Origin of the sequence: Brevundimonas sp. BR2-1, from assembly GCF_037626195.1 — a bacterium.
Taxonomy (GTDB): Bacteria; Pseudomonadota; Alphaproteobacteria; order Caulobacterales; family Caulobacteraceae; genus Brevundimonas.
In genome coordinates, this window is the sequence record NZ_JARKMV010000004.1 from 68,070 (window position 1) to 86,972 (window position 18,903).

Genomic DNA, 18,903 nt, shown 5'->3' on the forward strand with positions numbered 1-18,903 from the left:
CCCTGTCCTCCTGATCTTACTCCCGTCGCATCAGGCGTGCGCCAGAAGCGGACCTTGGCACTGGGACGAGAAGCGGACACTCGCGGGAAGGGACCAGGGCATGACGCTCGGTGAATTAGGCGAAGCGTAACGAGAAGCTAAGCCAACTCCGGCATGGTCGGCGGATGAGCGGTATCGAACCCTTCCTAAAACCGCACGCCTATGCGAGCGCGCGTTTCGCGGCCGATCTTCCGCCGCTGACGGTCGACCAGACGCGCCAGGTCGAGGACTATCTGGCGAGGTATCCCGGGGAGACGTTCTGGTCTCCCCTTGCCCGCCGGGCGCTGATGGAGAGCTTCGTGCGGAGCCGGATCAATCCGGCAGACGGGCGGTCGCTGATCGACGCCATGGAGCGGGGCGACGTCGCGCCCGTTCTCCCCGTCGATAACCGGACGCCCTACTTTCCGGCATCCAGGCCATGGACCAGCAAATGCACCGCGGTCATCCGCGAGCGGGTGGCGCTCACCGTCCGGGTGCTGGGAGATCGCGCGCTCATACTGACGGAGAGGATGGCGCTCCACGTCGGCGATTTCGCCCACTATATGCAGAACAACGGCATCACAGACTATTTCGATGAAGTCGGCACACCGGCCATCGACGGGGCCTTGGCCGGCTTCGTCGAAATGCTTTCCGTCCGGGAGGTTGGGGCGCTGACCCACGCGATCATCAAGCGTGAGTACGGAGAGTTTCGACCGATCGGCATCGCGCGGGCCGATGAATTTCGCGGGGGACCAGCCGCCGTCGATCAGCCGGGGATCCGCCAACTGATTGAAGCCCGGCGAGCCGCTCACGCCCGGTTCGACAGTGAGTTTCGCCGGCTGGGAGCGAACCTGCCCGAACTCCTGGAGAAGGAACTGCGGCGGCTCTATCCTTGGGGAGCCTCGAGGCGGTAGCCGTTTTGCGCCAGAAGCGGACTCTGGAAGCTCCGCGTAAAGGAGACCTAAGGCGTAATGTCAGTCCGACGCGCCAAGAACCACCTGACTGCGTGAGGAAAGCGTCCGGCTAGCGGATTTCGACGCGCCGGAGCTGCGTGACCGGGACGGCCGCCGCTCGCGGGATATCCTGTCGCGCCTGGCCCGCGGCCGCTCCGTCGCCTGCACTGCCATCCGGGGCCGCAGCGGGCGCGTCGTCTCCCACGACCGGGTGATCGCCACATACCGGCTGCACGGCCGTCGTCTGGGCGATGTCCTCCGGGCCCAAGGCGCGCCCCAAGGCTGCAACCAGGCCGACCCAAGGCATCGCCGCCGACGGCGCAAGCGGGACGCTGAACCCGATGAGAGCCGGGCCGCCTAGCAGGCCGGATAGGTCGCCACTTCCGCCGTGTAGGACGCCAGGGACGGCATGCCCGCCTGCGAGCGCAGACGCTCCGCCCGGACGGCGTCCTCGATGTCGTAGACGACGAACCGGTGATCCCGACACACGGCCTGGGTACCGTAAACCTGGGGTCGGCCGTCGGTCAGGGCCAGCCGGTCCTCCATGAGGGCGACGGCAGCCCCCGGGGCCTCGCCGCGCGCCGCCAGGACCTTCAGCTGCGGCAGATATTGGCGCCATGCCGTTTCGTCTGCGTGCTGGACCAGCAGCAGGGCGGCGTTGGCCGCTTCGTCGCCGTAGCGGTCCCGCGTCCACCAGCCGCCTTCGGGCTGCATCGCCGCCATGGCGGCCTGGGCGCGCTGATCCTGGTCCTTGATGTAGGCGTAGGCCGCGCTCCGGGCGGGCCGCCGTTCGGCTTCCGGCAAGGTCTGGAAGGGCGAGCGGGCCAGGGCGTTGCGCCCGACGCGATCCACCGCGGCCATGTTGACGAGGCGATCCGCGTCCGTCTGCGGCGCAGGCTGTTCCGCTTGGCGCGCCAGTTCCTGATCGATCGCAGACCGGACCCCGGCGACCATGGCGGCGGCCGGCTCGCTGAGGGCGGGCGGCGACGCCTGGACGGAGGCCGCCGCGCCGGGCGGCGGCGTCTGCGGCGGCGCAGATCCCATCGACGCCAGTGCGGCCAGGATGAGGAAGAATCGCATCGTTCAGACTCCTTCGGGCACGACGGCCTGTACGGAAAGACCCCCCGCCCGCCGGACGTTCAGGTGGTCGACGGGGTCCGCCATGGTGACGCGTGTCGCGTCGACACGGTAGATGGTGGTCGCGCGGCTGACGAGCGCGGGCCGGTGGGCGACGACGATCCGGGTCAGCTTCATGGCGGCGACGAGGTTGGAAATTTCGACTTCGGTCTCCATGTCGAGATTGGCCGTGCCCTCGTCTAGCACGAGCACCTTCGGTTCGCGATACAGGGCGCGGGCGAGCAGCAGGCGCTGGCGCTGGCCGCCGGAGATATTGGCGCCGCCCTCGGCCAGCAGGGAGCGGTACTGCATCGGCTTGGCCATGACCTCGTCGTGCAGGCGGACCTCGCGCGCCGCGCGGATCACGCGTTCCATGTCGAGGTGGGGATCGAAGAAGGCGATGTTCTCGGCGATGGTCCCCACCATGGGATGGTCGTCCTGGCCGACGAAGCCGACGTCGGACCGGAACCGACGCCAGGCGCCCGGACCCGACGGCCGGCCGTTGAGCAGGATCTCTCCGGCGGTCGGGGGCTGCAGCCCCAGCAGAAGCTTCAGCAGGGTTGTCTTGCCGCTCCCGGTCGCGCCGATGATGGCCACGAAGTCTCCGGCCGCGATTGTCAGGTTGACGTCCTGCAGCACCACGGGGTCCGTCGACCCGTAGCGGAAGCTGACGTCCCGGAAGGCGATCTCCGGCGCCTCGTCGGCGAACGGCGCACCCTCTTCGCCATCCCATTCGACCGGCGTCTGCAGTACGTCGCCGAGCCGGTGCAGGTGCAGGCCGAGCATCTTGATCTGCACGAAGGTCGCCAGCAGCGAGTTGAGCCGGTCCGTGAATATCTGACGGAAGGCGAGGAAGGCCATCAGCATGCCCACCGAGAAGCCGTCCCCGCTGAGGACCATGGAAGCGCCCAGATAGAGGATGGCGACGTACTGGACGCCATTGACCAGGGTCTGCAGCGCGGTGGCCCAGGTCTGGAACTGAGCCAGCCGCTGCGCCTTGGCCAGGCTGCTGGCGAACAGGTTGCGCCAGGAGCTCTCGCGCTGGGCTTCGGCCCCCATGACCTTGATCAGGGCGACCGACCGGATGCTCTCCATCAGGTAGGACTGTTCTGACGCCCCGGCCTGGAGGCGCGCCTCCGTCTCGCGCCGGATCGGCACATAGAACAGCCAGGACAGCGCCAGATTGACCAGGGCGGCGAAGACCGCCACGGCCGCCATCGCCGGCGAATAGACGAACAGCACCACGCCCGCGACGAGGCCCATGGCGCCGTCGAGGACGACGCTGACCAGGCCTCGGGTGAGGAAGTCCTGGATGGCCTGCACCGAGCTGATCCGTGATAGCAGATCGCCGATGTGCCGTTTTTCGAAGAAGCTGGCCGGCAGGCGCAGGAGGTGGCGGACGAGCCGGCCGACTAGCTGGTAGCTGAAGGTCGCGCCGACGATCTGCAGGGTCCAGTTGCGCAAGCCCTCGGCCAGGACGCCGAGGATGATGACGCACAGGAAGGACAGGGCGATGACCGGCAGCACCGCAATGTCGCCGGTGCCGATGGCCTGATCGACGACGAGCTGAAGCTGAAGCGGGGCGGCCAGGGTGGTGATCTGCAGCGCCACCGAAAGGGTGATCACAAAGACGGCGGACCGCTTCAGTCCCGATAGCGGGGGCAGGACCGCGGCCAGCGGGATGGGCGGCGGCCGCTTGCGCGTCTCGAACGCCGGGCTTGGCGCGAGCTCAAGGGCGACCCCCGAAAAGCGCCGTGACACCTCTTCCCAGGCAAGCCGCTTCACGCCGCCGGCCGGGTCATGGATGACGATGCCGCGCTTGCCCGCGCTGCGCAGGACCACGAAATGGTTCATGTCCCAGTGCAGGATCGCCGGACAGGTCAGCTCGGATATTTCCGCGATCTCGATCCGCAGGGCGCGGCTGGCCAGACCGATGGCGTCCGCGAACGCCATCAGATCCTTGAGGCGCGCGCCCGACAGAGAGATCGCGAATTTCTGGCGCATGGAGGCCAGGGTTTCGTGGCGGCCGTGATAGCCCGAGACCATGGTCACGCAGGCGAGCCCGCACTCGGCCGCCTCCGCCGCCATGATCATGGGCAGCGACCGGCCCGTGGGAATGTGGAAGCCGGACATCAGCGGCTCGCCGACTGGACGGCGAAGACGGGATCGAGCAGCCACTCGATTAGGGACCGGCGATCGGTGACGATGATGGCCTCCAGGGACATGCCGGGCGACAGGGGCCGCCGCTGCCCATAGGCGTTCACGAAGCTGCGTTCGAGCCGCACGCGCACCCGGTACATGGCGTCCTCCGCGCGCACGCCGGGCACGCCGATCTCTCCGGACGTCAGGGCGGTCGGCGAGATCGACAGGATGTGGCCCGGCACGCTGCCGAAGGTCTGATAGGGGAAGGCGTCGAGGTTGAGCCGCACAGCCTGGCCGGCCTTGAGGAGTCCGGCCGCGCGCTGCGAGACGAAGATCTCGCCGACCAGCGGGCCCTCGCCGAGGCTGACCACGGCCAGGGTGTCCCCGGCCGCCACGGTGCTGCCGGGCAGTTTGGGCAGGCCGACCACGGCGCCCGCGAGCGGGGCGATGCCGATGCTCTCCCGTTCGGCGACCGCGTTCAGGCGTCGTTGCTCAAGGTCCGCCGCGGCGCGCTCGCGTTGGGCCAGGGCCGAGAGACGCCCGGACGAGATCTGCGCCAGCTGCGTCGCCGCCTCATCGCGGAGCATCTCGCTGGTGATCCGGCCGCTCTTGCGGTCGGCGACCGCGGCCTCCGCCTGAAGGACCGCGGTTCGGGCGGCGGACGCCCCGGCCTGCGACAGATAGCCGGCCTCGCGCAGTTTGTTGGCGCGATCCTCGCCGGCGACCGCGAGCTGGAGCTGCTGTTCCGCGATGGCGATCTGGCGGTCGTCGGCGGCGATCTGGCGCGAGAGGATGGCGATGCGCTGGCGCAGGGAGGATTCTCTCTGGGTCAGGTCATCCTCATCGGACCGGGACGTCTGTTCGAGGGAGCGCTGCTCGGCGTCGAACTGTCTGAGCATCTCCGTGCCGGTATTGCCGCGCGAGGTGTCGGAGGGGTGGGTGACCCAGACGAGCGGACGGCCGGCCTTTACGGCGTCGCCCTCCTTGACGGAGACCCGCGCCACCACGCCGGGGCGTGCGCTGGTGACGCGGACCAGTCCGGCGGGGGGGACCAGCCACCCCCTGGAGCGTTCGGTGCGGCTGTACGGCAGGGCGATGGCGACGCCGGCGGCGACGAGGATCAGGGCCGCGACCACGGCGCCGAGGTAGAAGGTTTTCGGCGGCGTTGAGATGAAGATGGCCCCGTCCCGCTGCGCGACCCCCGGGGCGGCATGGGAGACGGCGTCGTGGCGGAACAGGCGTTCGGCCGCGTCGGGCGCGGGGGGCTCGCCCCCCGGCGCCGCGGCGGCGTCCGCCTCCTCGCGCGCCTTGACGGAACCCTGACCGATCATGGATCAGCCGAGCGTGGAGAGCATGCGGGCGATATCCTGGCCCAGGGCCGTCCGGTCCCCGCGCTGTCCGGACACCCGGCCGCGGCGGCCCGCCGAACCGACCACGATGAGGGTCGGGATTTCCCGGATCACCCCCTCCTCCACCATCTTCAGGCCTTCGCGCGGCGGCAAGTTGCAGACGGCCAGATCCCACCCCGCGACGGCTTCGCTCGGAAGCGCGGACAGGGCCGCCTTGTAGTCGTGACAGGGCGGGCACGACAGGAAGCCGAGCAGGACCGCCGTGCGCGGGCGCGCGATGTGTTCAGACCAGCTGCGCCAATCGATATCCCGGACGGCGGACGGCTTGGCGACCGCGGCCTCAGTCGTCTCAGACATAGTCGACCTCCTTGATGATGCGCGGGGCGAGATCGGCGACGTGCCGGTCGACAGCGGCGTCGATGTCCTGGAGCGCCCGACCGCTATCGACATAGTCGTTGTATCGGAGCGCGGGCGCGCGCCCGGCGGAGCGGAAGGAGCGCTGTCCGCCCTCGGCCAGGAATTCCGTCATCAGGGAGAGCAGGCCGAGGTCGGGGACGCACTCCTCAAGCCACAGGAACTGACCCTGCTGGTTGATTTCGAGGAAGTAGCAGCGGCCGTCACGGCCGCGGATGAAATCGAAGCTGCCGTGGACCAGGCCAAGGGCGTCCATGAAGCGGCGGATCGGCTCGACAATTTCCGCCGGAACCTCGACGTGGCGCGTCCTGAGAGCGCGGTGCTTGACGTCGCGCCAGTCCAGCTCGGCGCCCTCCGTGCCCTGGGAATCGATTTCGACGCAAACCATCTCCTCGCCGCAGACGATCACCCGGTATTCGCAGTCCTTCGCGACCTCCCGCTGGTAGATCATCGGGCAGGCCTCCACGGCCACGGAATCCCAGATATCGTCGGGCGTGACCCGCGTGGTGGTCATACCGATCCAGACCTCCCCGGTGTCCCAGGACATGATGGTGATCGGCTTGACGATGGCAGGCGCGTTTTCCTCAAGGAAGCGGCGAATGCGCGCCTGATCATTCGAGATCAGGGTGGGCGGAACCAACAGCCCGGCCTTGAGCGCCGCAGACAACTGCACGGCCTTGCGTTCCCCCCGCTCGGCGGCTTCGGGCGCATTGACCCAAACCGCTTCGTCGAAGCAATCGAACCAGCTTCTCAGGAAGCCGCTGCCGATCGAAGCGGCGAGCCTTCGGTCTGCGGCATGCAGACTGGGATGCAGGACCGGCGGCATCCGGCGACGGTTCCACACGGTCCGGACGCCGGAACTGTCGAGGGCGCCGCCGAGCAGAAAAGCGTCGTCCCGCGAGTCGTAGGTCCCCATGACCTTCTGCGGAAAGTCGGACTCGGAGAACAGGGCGGCGTCGACGCCCTGGAGCGACAGGGCATGAATGACCGCATGCGCGTGCACGTCGCTGGGCTGGGAAATGATTAGAACGGACAAAGGCAGCCTCACACTAGGGCGCAGGGGAAAATGGGGGACCCGACGGGTCCCCCACCAGTTAGATCTGTGCCTCGTGAGGACGATCGCAGTCATACATGTCGGTCGCGACGTCGCAGACGCACTGCTCCACGGTCTCGTGGTAGGTGCTGCAGTATCCGCCACGGCTGCCGCAGCCGTTGCTGGCTCCGCTGACGAGCTCAAGCTCGACATCGGTCATGATCCGGCCGATCTGGCGGCCGAGCAGTCGTGTGGTTTCGGTTTGCATTTGCCTCTCCCTTGTTGTGGCGAGCGATTGTTGACATGCACGTTGTGCTCGAACAACCCTGAATCCATCGACCTGATTTTTCACCCGGTTTGGTTATCTGATGCGACTCCTGAACGTCCCTCCTCGCACCCGCCTTCCGCTGATCGCGGCCGCGACGCTCCTCGTTCTGGCGGGGGCCGCGACGGTCTGGTGGGCGACCGGCGCGCGGGCGCCTGGAGCCGCTGTCGCGACGGGCTGTATTCCGGATCCGGCGCCTTTCCTGGCTATGGATCTGCAAGCCTTCGACCAAGGCCCGTCCGGATGGCGCCGCTTCGAAATGGTGCTGGATTGTGAGGCCGAGACCGCGGATCTGATCCGCGCCTATCGCGACCGGCACGCCCCGGATCTGACGCCCGCTCAGGCGACGGGCCTCTATTGGCATGAGGGTCAGCTCCGCGCCTCGGCGGGCGAAACCGTCCCGGCGGCGCTGCTGATGGAGCGATCGATCTTCGCCGGAGAGGATCGTTGGAGCGTCCTCTACAAGGAGGCGACCGTGGCCTTCCTCAGACGCGACCGCGGGGCGTTGGAGCGGGCCCGTGCGGCGCTGGCCTCGCTTCCGGCGGAGGACCGTCGCGTTGGCTCGACCGTGTCCAGGGAGATCCCCAACCTGGCCCGGGTTGACGGTCTGATCGCCTGTTTCGACCGGCCATACGACATTGCATACGCCTGTACATCTGCCCCAAGCCAAGCGGGGCAGCGTCCGGGCGCGCCGAGGGATTGATGCGAACGACACAAAACCGACCGGACCCGACGCCCCGCCTTGCCGGCATAACCAAGGTCAGGTGACATCTTGGACGTCGCGAAAGCGCCAAAAGCGGACATTGGCCTGGTGTAGGAGAGACGACATTCCCCTTAGGCCGAGCTTCGATGTCCGCTTTCGACCCATTGCGGACGTTCGCCTGACCGTGAGACATTCCAGGCATGGCGAACCACTGCTGCGAAATGATGCGGTCGAACCTGGAGACCGTTTGTGACCGCCACCCGGATCGCCACGATTGCCCCGACTGCCTGATCGACTTCTGGCCCACCGCGCCTGCTTACGGCATCATGATCCATGACGGCGGAAACAGCATGATCGAGATCAGCTATTGCCCTTGGTGCGGGACGAAGCTGCCAAGCCGTCGAGCGTCCGCTTCTCGATGAGAAGCTATGGGCGGCTTCCGACCCATTGCGGACATTTACTCCCTGTCTGTGACCGCGCGCCCATCGAGGGTGACGGCGGCCAATCCCAGAAAGCCGATCATCAGGCCGACCGCGAACTCTGCGTAGACGTGGTTCACCACCCAACGCCAGACGTCATCGCCGAAACCCGGCCACCACCCTCCTGGCTGACTGTAGTAGAAGAACCGCAAGCTCAACGCCCAGCAAACGGGAAGGCCTAGAAGCCCCGCTCCCACCACAAAAAGTCTGTTTCCGAGCCTTCTTCGAAAGACAAAGGCCGCCGCGCCGAATACGACGAAGACCGCCCATGCCGCGAGGACATGAGCGCGAGCGAGCACCACGGTGGCCCACAGCTTGTTGGCATGCCACCATGCATCGCCGTTCAGGCCTGCCAGCACAAAAAACAAGTAGGCCACAACGGAGGTCATGGCTCCGACCAACGCAAGGGTTCTGATTGTGTCCGCCTTCGCCATGCCAGAGCTTAGGACGGCGAAAGCCCGCTTTCCACCCATAGGCGACGGTCGGCTTCCGACCCTTAGGCGACAGTCCGCTCCGACCCGTTGCGGACGTTAGAAGAAAGCGAGGCCGCCTCCGCCCATCGCGATGATGGAAGCTTCGTTGCCGCCGTGGTCGAAACTCCCCTGCCAGCCTTCGTAGCCCGAGGAGTTATTGACCAGGTCGAGACGCAGGTCGTTTGAGAACCGGAGACACAGGTCAGCGGTCACTTGGTCAACCGCCGCAGAGGAAACGGTCGCCCCAGCAAGCAGGGCGTTCGCCTGAGCCTCGGCGTCCACAGGCTCCGGCAAACCAAATCGCTGGCCGTGATCTTCGTCGGTCAGAACAATGCCGTCGGGTGAAACCAACCGCCAGTGGCAACCAACGGCTAGGCCGGTCTTGTTCAGGAGATCGAATGCCCAGTCAGCCTCCCGACGTTCGACTCGGCAAGACCGTCCAACGACTGCAGCTTCAAAGGCAAGGGCAAGGTCGTCCATACTGCGTCTCCAACGAGGATCGGAAGCTATCGCAGGAGACGTCTGCTAACCGACCCTAAGCGGACATCCGGGGCGGAACTTTTGCCCGCCGATCAAACGGACCAAACTTTTTCAGGTCCAATCCACAACGGCTACATTCAGAGACCGGCCATAGGGTGTTCGCGCGCCACTGTGACCGCTGATAGACGCTTCGCCAGCAGCGAGGGCAGGCCGTCAGCATCAGGCTGACCGCCGCCAACGCCACGAATGACGCGAACACCGCCCAAGGGAAAATGTTCGTCTCGGGAAACATCAACTGAAGCAGACCGGCAAAAACCACCGCGCCGATCAGGATGAACAGGCGTCCGGGAAGCATGATCCAGCCCCAGACATAGACGCTCGGCCACCGCATGCTTCGCCCTCCCGTGAGTTCCACTGTCCTACAGTCCGCGTCCGCTTTCCACCCTCAAGGGCCCGTCGGCTCCCGACCCGTTGCTGACATGGGAGCTCTCCCGCGATAGCGTTTGTGCATGGGTACATCGATCGATCGGGAGCGCATCTGCGGCGAGTACGGCGTGGAGATCGTGCCGTCGCCTGCAGGCATGAGAGTCGGCATAGCGAGAAACGTTCTCGAACGCCTGCATCCTATCAATGGCCTGCGCCATCCGCCCGCCGGGGACACAACGGGTTGGTATATCTGGGCCGGAGAATCGCTCTCGTCCGACGACGATTTCTTCGTTCCGCTCCACGTCTCGCACTTGGAATTTGCCTCCAGGCTGGCGGTTTATTGCAGCTCAGGGATACGAAGATGTCTGGTTTGATCCTGACCTTCTCGAAGTCAGCTAACCACCCTTAGGCGACCGGCAGCTCCCGACACTTTGCGGACTCCGGTTTCGGAATAGCTCTCAGCGCGCAGCAGCTCGCTCGAAGTCGCCCAGAGCGAAGCGTGGTGTGGCGCAGGCGCTCGTAGACATTCTGTTGCCCTGCCTCTTGGCGAGAACGAGAACATCTCGTGATTGAACGAAGTCTATGCCGCAGGTGGCGCCCCAAGAGCCGGGCGCGTGCGTGATCCGCTGAACGTCGTGGTGAGCTCCCTTCAGTGTGCGAGAGACATTGAACTCTGTCACCACGTAACCGTCGCGCCCCGTTGTAGAGGATATCACCTGTCCTACGAACGCGACGTCTGCGAAGCCGAGTTGATCCGAGGCACTTCTCCAGTATGGGCAGGAACACGCCCACGCCACTCCGGCGATCAGCGCCAACGCAGTTGCACAGATCAGCGTGGAGATGATGCGCATGTCGGCAAGATAGCAGGGCCACAGCGTTCACCAAAGTCCGCTGTCTACCCCGAGGCGACAGTCTGCTCCGACCCGTTGCGGACATGGGCATGTTAGAAGCTATGATCGCAGGATGCCGGAGATCATCTACGTGAAGCCGGGTGAGGAATTGCCAGACATCGGCGACGATCAATCGTGGCTATTTATCGAGGCAACTGACAACGGACTGTTCTACGGCACGGGCTACTCGTGGAAGGGGGACGGCGAAGGACTGGGCTACTGCTCGTTACCCGAGGATGACGTTTCGCTTGAGGCGGCACTAGCTCCGGCGACGGAATGGGCGACGGAACACGGCGTCCCGACCATCCGGGTCCAAGCCAACCCTTAGGTCTGCTAACCACCCTTAAGCGACAGCCGGCTCCCGACCCATTACGGACGTTACGCCTTCGGGTCGTTCGTCGGTTAGGCTACCCAAAACCAAGTTACGTTCACGAGCGCGCCGATTACGAGACCCAAGAATACGGCTGACCAGACGCTCATACACATCGCTAAAAGCGCGGCTGCGATCATGGAGAAGACCAGCCACCGGATCAGCACGAACCGCCAGTGCCTCCGAAACCATGCCGGATCGTAGCCATCCCCGATGTTCATGGCTGAAGGTTTTCGGCTCTGAAGCCAGCCTCCGTCAACAGCCGCTTTCCACCTCAGGCGACGGGCGGCTTCCGACCCATTGCGGACATCCGGTAGCTGACGGATGATCGAGGAATGACCCTGTTCTTCGCCCTCCTCCTGCTTGTTTCCGCACAGACCCCGCCACGACCATGAGCGGCGTCTACAGCAACGTCCGATACAGTGATGAAACCGGCAACGCGGGTGGCTTTGAAGTGCAGCTCGACGCCAACGCGAGCCAGCCCACCGTCCTGTTCACGATCTGCGAGGGTGGTTGTTACGGCGGCGATACATGGCCGGTTGCGATAAACGGAAACCAAATCTCGTTCAGGGTCGTCCACGAATGGAAGCGAAGTGACGGGTCCGCGTGGACGGAGACGGAAGAGTATGAAGGGATGATCTCTGGCGACATCCTCAATCTAACGAGCCCGCAGGTGCCGGGTGTCGATCCCCGCCTTGCAAGAGTTTCCAATCCGACCGCAGGACAAACCGCGCGCCTTGCCGGGAAAATCGACTGATTGGGGACGTAGAGAATGTCTGGCTCTGATACCGCAATGAGAACGACGGTCCTCTCAATCGCGCTCGCGGTCGCGCTGTCGGCGCTTGGATCGTCGGCGCACGCGCTTTGCATCTACAAGGGTGAACTCTACGCTCAGCCAACCGTCAGTCAGGAGTTTCAAGACTCCCGATGGGTTGTCAAAGCCCAGGTGTTGACGGCGACCGATCATTTCGTCGAGGGCGAAGAGCCTTGGACGGAATATCAGCTTGAAGTTCAACAGGCCTACAAGGGCGACCCACCTCGACGACTGCGCTTCTTCACCTTCCGAAATAGCGGGGGGTTCTATCTGGATCGTGCCCAGGAACATGATGTGGGGGGCGAGTATCTTCTATTTCTGAACCCCACGACGAACACCCCCCAATTCCCGCTGGCGGCCCGGGGGACGGTTTCCGTAAACTACAGTTGTGGGGCTTCCGGGCTTTGGAGCAGCGTCACGGTAGGGGCGCGGGCGAACCTGCTTCGGCTCCGCCGCTAACGTCCGCTTCCCACCCATAGGTGACCATCCGCTCCAGACCCTTGGGTGATCTTCGGCTCCCGACCCCTAGCGGACGCTGAAAGCGACCGGCTCGGCGCCCACGAATGACGGGCAACTAAAGGTGCCCTCGCTCCGCTGATGATCGACTGTGTGCACTCTACGGTCTAGCGAAGTGCCGCTGAAGTAGGTGCATTTCAGACGAAGCTTTTTGACGTCTACGAGGCTTCCGTCAGCCCACTGCCCATTGAGCAGGACAGCCAATGCTGGTGTCTCAGGTTCTTCCCATCGTTCAGCAACCAAAATCCCGCTGCCAGACCAAATCAACCCGGCCCACCCCAGCGCAAGGGCGGCGAATATCGAACTAGCGATGGGAGCTTTCAACATAGGCCCTCCGGACCGAACCAGCGGTGAAGTCTGACGGCTTGAGTCCGTGGCGACAAGCCGAAGGTCCGTATTCCGCCAAACACGGCAATCTGCTGTCGACTCATTGCGGACGTTGCTCGCCGTGCCTGAACAACTGTGAGACGCTCGGGTATGATAATCCGGTTTTTCCCTTTCGCGATGACGTTACTGCTGGTGGCAGCCTGTGGCCGTAATGCACCTTCGACGCCGGAGCCCCAATTGGGGCAAGTCGCCAGTGGGAAGGGCGCTCCTGAGCAGAAGGCGGCACCGTTCCGACTTCTCCAACCCATGTCCGAGGCCGAGTGGCGGGCCAACATCGAGGATGGGGTAGGGTGCAGCCTCCTTAGTGGAGACCGGCTTCTTCTTCTCGTGATCCTTGGGGAGGGCTCAATCGCGAAGACAGGCGGCACGATCCAGAAGCTGAGCGGTGGTGCCTCGGGGTTCGACTGGGAGGGGGGCCGCTACGAAGCCGATGGTCTGACAATCACTGTGCGCGCAAACACCTCATCCGAAGCGCAGGTGACGGTGGTCTCAGGGGGTCAACGAGAACAGTTCCAAGCTCGCTGGGGGTGTGGGAGCTAACCCGCCTGAATGTCCGTTTTCCACCCATCCCAGACTCCTGCAAGGTCTGCTTATGGAATGCCAATATGGGCCCGACGCCGCTAAAGGCGCGCGATCCAAACAGCGAGCGTTCCGAAGGCGAGCAAGGATCCGAACGCCAGGCGACTGTCGCTTTGTACCTGCCGACCGGGCAGGTCGCGCCCAGGATAGACGACCAACAGGGCGTGCGTCATCCCCCCGTCGAGGGAGGCACTGATACGGATAGCGAGATCGGCGAGGGCGGGCCGCCAGTGGGAGCTGGCTCCGGCGCGACAGGAGCCGCTGCGAACATCTCGACCCGTTTGTCGCCGTCGCTCCCCCGCAGGATTGCCGCCCGCCGCTTCACCGAAACAAGCCGCCAGCCATCGACCGACGCCCCGACCGTCACCCCCTCAACCTCTCCCGTCACGGTGCTGCGGAGATAGGCGCGCCGGCCCGCCACGCCGACCAGCACGGGCACAGCCTCGATGGCGTCCGGCGGAGCGGCGGGGGCGTTCGGCGACGCCAGCCGCAGCGGGAATTTCGACACCGGCCCGGCCCGGCGCATCTCTATGTTGGGGCCCCGATAGTGGTCCGCAGCTGGTCGCGGAAGGGGGCGCGCGGAGGCCGATGGCCAGACCAGCAGGCCAATGGTGACGACGGCGCACAGGCCCAGCAGGCCGGAAAGCCAGTGGCGGACTCCAATCTTCACGCGATCACCATGAGCAGCACCAGGGTGCACAGCCCTTCCTGATCCGGGCCCAGGCCGATGGTCAGAGATTTCAGCCGGACGGTCTCGCGGTTGACAGCGACCCAGTTGGCGGCGGCGGCTGAGGCGGCGGCGTCGCCGCGCGCCTGGACACGGACCTCCGCCAGATGCAGGCCTCCGCCGAGCGGACGGACAGTGGGCGTTTCGACGGAGACGATATTCAGCCCCAGCTCGCCCAGTTGGCCGTTCAGATGCTCGCCGATCGCGATCCTGGCCGAGGCGCCGTTGCGGCGCAGTGCGGGGCGGGCGGTGGCGGGCAGGGGGTGTGTGGCGGGTTTGAGAGCCGATGTGGGCGCGTCCCCGCGCGCCTCGCCGACGGCCGACAGGGCCCGGCCGATGGCCAGGGACGAGGTCAGGGCGACGCCCGCCAGGACGACGGCGCCGACGGCCGCGCCGCGATTGATCCAGAGCGTCCGGTTCATGAACACACCCCGGTCGGGAAGACGATCACGCCCGGCTGCGACGGATCGGCGCCGGCCTGGAGTTCGCCGCCGGACCGGTGCAGGGCGGTGTCGGCCGGCTGGGTCAGCAGGATCGAGACTTGGCCTGCGTCGGCGTCGGCGCGGGCGATGGCGACGCCGCCGGGCGCCGCGGCCCCGAGACGCCCCGCGACGCACAGATAGCGGGTCGCCGCATCGGCGCGTTGCAGGGCAGCCCAGTCGGCGCGCGCCGAGGCCTGCTGTTCGGCCGTCCGGGCCTGCTGCGCCGCCAGCCGCTTGGCCGTTGCGATCTCCGGCAGGCGGCGTTCGCGCCATTGCTCGGCGCGCAGGTTGCCGGCGAGGGCGACGGCGGCCAGCCCCAGACAGACCAGGGCGAGCCGCGGCGCATGGGCGAGCCAGCGCGCCTCGCGGTCATCGACGGCGCCGGCGTTGCGGAAGCGGAACAGGACCGTGGCGCCCTCTACGTCCTGGCGCGCCGCGACCCTGCGCTGGCTGGAGAAGGCGGGGTCGTTGAGGGCCGACCGGCGGATGATGCCGAGAGCGTAGACGGTCTCGGCGGCTTCCTGGCGCAGGCAAACCAGATCGAAAGCCGTGTCGGCGGCCGGCAGGGGCGAGAGCCGGTCCAGCTGCATGCGGACGATCGAACGCGCCTGCCTCGGCGACCGCGTCGGTAGACGCAGGACGCGCGTCATCACCTCCAGCGATGGCGGCGCCGGGTCCGCTTTCGCGGGGGTCAGGTCGTGGGAGAGGTCGTCGAGCGGCATGACTGGCTGACGGTATCGTATTCACAGCGTTCGGGAAGGCTGCACCGGTAACGAATTCTGGTCCCGGTCGTGGACGGCGCGATGGGGCCAGCTGGCGGCCGACAGTGCGGATCCGGCCGCGCGGTCAGGCCGGTCTGTGCGGTGGCCAGTCGGTGGCTGGCGCGCGCCAGGGCCGAATAGCCCGCGGTGACCCCGACGAGCAGGATGGAGGCTACCGTCATGGCGATCATCAGTTCGAGGACGCTGTAGCCGGACCGGTCGCCTCGGCCGGGACCGGCGGCAGGACGGCGTCCACGACCAGATCCGGTCCGAACCGGCGGTCGACGGTGATCCGGGTCCGCCGCGCCACGGAGGGGACGGTCGGGGTGGCGGCGCTTGAGGTGGCGTAGGTCCATGATCGTCCATCGGTCGTGCCGGACTGTTGTCCGTCGGGCCGCTCGCCCGCGTAAAGCTCTTCATACAGATCATCGGCGATCCGCACGCTTGCCAGGCGGTCCCGCGCCTGGGCCAGGCGCGTCACGGCACTGGCGGCGAGGCCAACGGCGGCGGATACGGCGAGGACCGTGATCGACAGGGCCACCAGCGCGTCGATGGTCAGATAGCCCCTGCGCCGGGATCGTCTACATGGCAACGGCGTCTCCCACGGCGAGCAGGCCCTGGAAGACCATCATGGTGATCAGGCCCACCATGCCGCCGACGACGATGATGACCAGGGGCGTCAATACCGACAGCAGGCGTTCGATCGCCTCCTGGGCGCGGCTGGCCAGGCTCGCCGATCCGTCGTTGAGGGCCTTGGAGATCTGGCCAGACTGCTCACCCATGAGGACATAGTGGATCAGATCGGGCGGACAGCCGGGGACGCGCCGCAGCACCTCGGAGAGACGAACGCCCTCCATCAATCGTTCGTCCTGGGCGGCGAGCGCGCGGCTCAGCGAGGCGATGGTCACCGGCTCGCGCGCCAGACGCCAGGCGGGCGCGAGCGGCACCCCGGCCTGGAGCATGACGGCGAGACGGGACGAGAGGTTGGCGAAAACGAAGTCCCGCATTGGCGAACGTTTGCCGCGCATGAGCAGGCGGGCCACGAGGTCGCCGCCGATGCGCCGGACGTGGGAGGACAGCGTCAGGGCGATCGCCAGTCCGCCCGCCATGAGGCCGAGAATGGGCATCAGCAGGCGGACCACGGCGCCGAACGTCAGGACGGCCTGGGTCTGGGCGGGGATGTCGCCGCCCATGCCCTCAAACGCCGGTTCCAGAGAGGGCAGGACGGCATAGGCGTAGATGGCGATCGAGCCGAAGGCGACGAGGATCACGAAGGCCGGATAGATGCACAGAGTGGTCAGCCGCTTCTTCAACTGGTCGGTCGCGGTCAGCGAGCGCGCTCCGGCGGCGAGCACCTCGCTCTGACGGCCGGACGTCTCGCCGCCGCGCGCCAGCGCCTGGAGGAACCGCGCCGGCGTCCCGCCGGCCACTTCCAAGGCTTTCGAGAGCGGCTCACCGGCGATGAGACGTTGTCGGACCTCGCGCGCGATGGCGCTGACCCGTGGGGTCTCCCGTGCTTCAAGCAGGGAGAGGGCCTGGGCCAGGGCCATGCCGCTGGTCATCAGCTGGGCGAGGTCGCGGCCCAGGCGCGCGGCCTCGGCTTCGGAGAGGCGCAGTTGGCCCTGATGTTGCAACAGCGCGGGGCGGATGGCGAGCGGATGGAGGCGGGCGTCGACGAGGCGATCTCGCAGGGTCGCGGCCTCGGCGGCGTAGCTCAAGCCGCGATGGCGTCGCCCGTCCGCGCCCAGGGCCGTATAGTGAAACGCCTTCATCGGTCGGCGACGCGCCAGGCGTCGCCCCAGTCGATCCAGCCCGCCGCGGATTGATCCAGCGCGTCCTGCCGCAGGGTGGCATGGCCGGGCTGTTGGGAGAGCGCCTTGCGCAGCACCGCGGCGTGCGCCCCCGAGCCGATCAGTTCGCCCATGTCGGGCGGGCACAGCATCAGTTCGCTGACGGCGCGCCGGCCCCGGCGGCCCGTGTGGCCGCAGGCCGCACAGCCGACGGCCCGGCCGACGGGACCTTGGGGCGCGGGCAGCCCGGCATGCGTCAGCGCCGCGATTTCCTCGGCGTCCAGCGGGCTGGTGCTCTTGCAGGTCCAGCACAACTGCGCGGCGAGCCGCTGCGCCATCACGCCGATCAGGGCGTCGCCCAGCAGATAGCGTTCAACGCCCATGTCGATCAGGCGCGACGGAGTGGTCGCCGCGTCATTGGTGTGAACCGTCGCCAGGACGAGGTGGCCGGTCAGGCTGGCCTGGACCGCCAGTCGCGCGGTCTCGGTGTCGCGGATTTCGCCGACCAGGATCACGTCGGGGTCGTGGCGCAGGAAGGAACGCAGCGCGGTGGAGAACGTGAAGCCGGCGGCCTCGTTGACCTGGCTCTGGAGGATATCCTCGAAGACGTATTCGACCGGGTCCTCGACCGTGAGGATCTTGTTGTGGACCGAGGCGAGCTGACGGAGCCCGGCGTACAGGGTGGTGGTCTTGCCGCTGCCGGTCGGGCCCGTCACCAGCAGCAGGCCATGGCTGCGGGTGAGCAGTTGGCTCAGACTCGTCGCCACCGCAGACCGCAGGCCCAGGCGCTCGAGCGAATAGTCGACGTCGCGGCGCGTCAGCAGACGAACGACCAGGGACTCCCCGAACACGGTCGGCGCCGTTGAAATCCGGACATCGACCGGGACGCCGCGGACGTTGATTGTCGTCCGCCCGTCCTGCGGCGTGCGGCGCTCGGCGACGTCCAGGTCTGAGAGCACCTTGATACGGGCGATCAGGGCCGGGCCGATGTCCACGCCCAACCGTTCCTGATCCTGCAACTGACCATCGATGCGGAACCGCACCCGCGTGTGGTCCACCTTCTGCTCGATGTGAATGTCAGACGCGTTGAGCAGGAAGGCGCGTTCGAGGAGTTGTTCGGACACCCGGACGACGGGCGCGTCGCGGGCGATGTCCTTGAGACGCTCGGCGTCGTCCAGCCAGGTCGCGGCCGTCGGGGCGGCTCGATCGGCACCGTCCGCCACGATGTCGGGCGCGTCCTGCACCTGGCGCCAGGCGCTCAGGGTGATGGTGCGGACGGGCACATCACGGCCGAGGGCGAAGCGGAGAGCTTGAAGGGTGGTGTCGTCGCCGGGATCGACCAGGCCGAGACACCAACCGCCCCCGTCGTCCGTCATGGCGACGGCGTAGCGGTCCTGCAGGAAGCGGACGCTAAGCCCCTGCAATTCGATCCGCTCGATGGGGCGGCCATCCGGCCAGCGCGCCGCACCGCTCAGGCCGCTGCAGGCTTCGGCGATGGCGTCCTCGGTGGCCAGGCCCAGCAGGCTCAGGGCGACGGCCAAGGGTTGTCCGGAGCTTCGGCTGGCCCTCAGGGCGCGCTCGATCGCGCTGCCGCGCAGATTGAGGGCCTCGGCCAGATCGGCGCGGGGATGCGATGGCGCCGGAAGCTCGAACTCGTCCGCGGATATAGTCATGTG

General features: G+C 66.7%; 23 protein-coding genes. 7 read left to right on the forward strand and 16 right to left on the reverse strand.

What is annotated here, in order from left to right:
* Positions 1 to 164 precede the first annotated feature (164 nt).
* Entirely contained in the window at positions 165 to 932 is a 768-nt protein-coding gene (locus BrevBR_RS15370; protein ID WP_340001510.1) for a hypothetical protein, read from the forward strand.
* Positions 933 to 1,328: 396 nt separating this feature from the next.
* Here the strand turns inward: BrevBR_RS15370 and BrevBR_RS15375 are convergent, their stop codons facing one another.
* Genes BrevBR_RS15375 through BrevBR_RS15400 form a run of 6 tightly spaced genes read right to left on the reverse strand, consistent with a single transcriptional unit; the run spans position 1,329 to position 7,293 of the window.
* Positions 1,329 to 2,051, reverse strand: coding sequence for a DUF6624 domain-containing protein (locus tag BrevBR_RS15375; RefSeq protein WP_340001511.1), 723 nt, complete (start codon positions 2,049 to 2,051; stop codon positions 1,329 to 1,331).
* 3 nt (positions 2,052 to 2,054) lie between these two features.
* Positions 2,055 to 4,220, reverse strand: coding sequence for a peptidase domain-containing ABC transporter (locus BrevBR_RS15380; protein ID WP_340001512.1), 2,166 nt, complete (start codon positions 4,218 to 4,220; stop codon positions 2,055 to 2,057).
* Complete coding sequence (locus BrevBR_RS15385; RefSeq protein WP_340001513.1) at positions 4,220 to 5,560, reverse strand: HlyD family efflux transporter periplasmic adaptor subunit; 1,341 nt, start codon at positions 5,558 to 5,560, stop codon at positions 4,220 to 4,222. Before BrevBR_RS15385 ends, BrevBR_RS15380 begins: the two co-directional genes overlap by 1 nt.
* A gap of 3 nt (positions 5,561 to 5,563) precedes the next feature.
* Positions 5,564 to 5,935, reverse strand: a complete 372-nt coding sequence (locus BrevBR_RS15390; protein ID WP_340001514.1) for a hypothetical protein — start codon at positions 5,933 to 5,935, stop codon at positions 5,564 to 5,566.
* Positions 5,928 to 7,121, reverse strand: coding sequence for a hypothetical protein (locus BrevBR_RS15395; protein WP_340001515.1), 1,194 nt, complete (start codon positions 7,119 to 7,121; stop codon positions 5,928 to 5,930). The genes BrevBR_RS15390 and BrevBR_RS15395 overlap by 8 nt, the downstream gene beginning before the upstream one ends.
* Positions 7,087 to 7,293 carry a hypothetical protein gene (locus tag BrevBR_RS15400; protein WP_340001516.1) on the reverse strand — a complete coding sequence of 69 codons (207 nt, stop codon included), beginning with the start codon at positions 7,291 to 7,293 and terminating at the stop codon, positions 7,087 to 7,089. The genes BrevBR_RS15395 and BrevBR_RS15400 overlap by 35 nt, the downstream gene beginning before the upstream one ends.
* Before the next feature lie 100 nt (positions 7,294 to 7,393).
* Here BrevBR_RS15400 and BrevBR_RS15405 point away from each other — a divergent pair, with 100 nt between their 5' ends.
* Positions 7,394 to 8,053: a hypothetical protein gene (locus BrevBR_RS15405; RefSeq protein ID WP_340001517.1), complete on the forward strand. Its 660-nt coding sequence runs from the start codon at positions 7,394 to 7,396 to the stop codon at positions 8,051 to 8,053.
* A gap of 200 nt (positions 8,054 to 8,253) precedes the next feature.
* The gene (locus BrevBR_RS16565) at positions 8,254 to 8,475 is read left to right on the forward strand and encodes a DUF6980 family protein (RefSeq protein ID WP_445214749.1); all 222 of its coding nucleotides are present in this window, start codon (positions 8,254 to 8,256) and stop codon (positions 8,473 to 8,475) included.
* A 35-nt stretch (positions 8,476 to 8,510) separates the two neighbouring features.
* Here BrevBR_RS16565 and BrevBR_RS15410 read toward each other — a convergent pair whose 3' ends face one another.
* The 3 genes from BrevBR_RS15410 to BrevBR_RS15420 form a co-directional block, all read right to left on the reverse strand.
* A complete protein-coding gene (locus BrevBR_RS15410) occupies positions 8,511 to 8,921 on the reverse strand; it encodes a hypothetical protein (RefSeq protein ID WP_340001518.1) in 411 nt (136 codons plus the stop codon).
* 141 nt (positions 8,922 to 9,062) lie between these two features.
* Entirely contained in the window at positions 9,063 to 9,485 is a 423-nt protein-coding gene (locus tag BrevBR_RS15415; protein ID WP_340001519.1) for a DUF6188 family protein, read from the reverse strand.
* Between the two features lie 55 nt (positions 9,486 to 9,540).
* A complete protein-coding gene (locus BrevBR_RS15420) occupies positions 9,541 to 9,876 on the reverse strand; it encodes a hypothetical protein (protein ID WP_340001520.1) in 336 nt (111 codons plus the stop codon).
* 118 nt (positions 9,877 to 9,994) lie between these two features.
* Between BrevBR_RS15420 and BrevBR_RS15425 the strand changes: the two genes are divergently transcribed.
* From BrevBR_RS15425 to BrevBR_RS15440, 4 genes are all read left to right on the forward strand, one after another.
* On the forward strand, positions 9,995 to 10,285 hold the full coding sequence (locus BrevBR_RS15425) for an immunity protein Imm33 domain-containing protein (RefSeq protein ID WP_340001522.1): 291 nt from the start codon (positions 9,995 to 9,997) through the stop codon (positions 10,283 to 10,285).
* 589 nt (positions 10,286 to 10,874) lie between these two features.
* A complete protein-coding gene (locus tag BrevBR_RS15430; protein WP_340001523.1) occupies positions 10,875 to 11,129 on the forward strand; it encodes a hypothetical protein in 255 nt (84 codons plus the stop codon).
* Between the two features lie 433 nt (positions 11,130 to 11,562).
* On the forward strand, positions 11,563 to 11,928 hold the full coding sequence (locus BrevBR_RS15435) for a hypothetical protein (protein WP_340001524.1): 366 nt from the start codon (positions 11,563 to 11,565) through the stop codon (positions 11,926 to 11,928).
* Between the two features lie 36 nt (positions 11,929 to 11,964).
* Positions 11,965 to 12,444, forward strand: a complete 480-nt coding sequence (locus tag BrevBR_RS15440; protein WP_340001525.1) for a hypothetical protein — start codon at positions 11,965 to 11,967, stop codon at positions 12,442 to 12,444.
* Positions 12,445 to 13,636: 1,192 nt separating this feature from the next.
* Here the strand turns inward: BrevBR_RS15440 and BrevBR_RS15445 are convergent.
* Genes BrevBR_RS15445 through BrevBR_RS15475 form a run of 7 tightly spaced genes read right to left on the reverse strand, consistent with a single transcriptional unit; the run spans position 13,637 to position 18,900 of the window.
* Positions 13,637 to 14,137: a hypothetical protein gene (locus BrevBR_RS15445; protein WP_340001526.1), complete on the reverse strand. Its 501-nt coding sequence runs from the start codon at positions 14,135 to 14,137 to the stop codon at positions 13,637 to 13,639.
* Entirely contained in the window at positions 14,134 to 14,616 is a 483-nt protein-coding gene (locus BrevBR_RS15450; RefSeq protein ID WP_340001527.1) for a hypothetical protein, read from the reverse strand. Before BrevBR_RS15450 ends, BrevBR_RS15445 begins: the two co-directional genes overlap by 4 nt.
* Positions 14,613 to 15,398: a hypothetical protein gene (locus tag BrevBR_RS15455; RefSeq protein WP_340001528.1), complete on the reverse strand. Its 786-nt coding sequence runs from the start codon at positions 15,396 to 15,398 to the stop codon at positions 14,613 to 14,615. Before BrevBR_RS15455 ends, BrevBR_RS15450 begins: the two co-directional genes overlap by 4 nt.
* Positions 15,368 to 15,628, reverse strand: coding sequence for a hypothetical protein (locus BrevBR_RS15460; RefSeq protein WP_445214771.1), 261 nt, complete (start codon positions 15,626 to 15,628; stop codon positions 15,368 to 15,370). The genes BrevBR_RS15455 and BrevBR_RS15460 overlap by 31 nt, the downstream gene beginning before the upstream one ends.
* Entirely contained in the window at positions 15,628 to 16,029 is a 402-nt protein-coding gene (locus tag BrevBR_RS15465) for a type IV pilus modification PilV family protein (RefSeq protein ID WP_340001530.1), read from the reverse strand. The genes BrevBR_RS15460 and BrevBR_RS15465 overlap by 1 nt, the downstream gene beginning before the upstream one ends.
* Positions 16,019 to 17,209: a type II secretion system F family protein gene (locus BrevBR_RS15470; RefSeq protein ID WP_340001531.1), complete on the reverse strand. Its 1,191-nt coding sequence runs from the start codon at positions 17,207 to 17,209 to the stop codon at positions 16,019 to 16,021. Before BrevBR_RS15470 ends, BrevBR_RS15465 begins: the two co-directional genes overlap by 11 nt.
* Positions 17,206 to 18,900, reverse strand: a complete 1,695-nt coding sequence (locus BrevBR_RS15475) for a GspE/PulE family protein (RefSeq protein WP_340001532.1) — start codon at positions 18,898 to 18,900, stop codon at positions 17,206 to 17,208. The genes BrevBR_RS15470 and BrevBR_RS15475 overlap by 4 nt, the downstream gene beginning before the upstream one ends.
* Positions 18,901 to 18,903 lie beyond the last annotated feature (3 nt).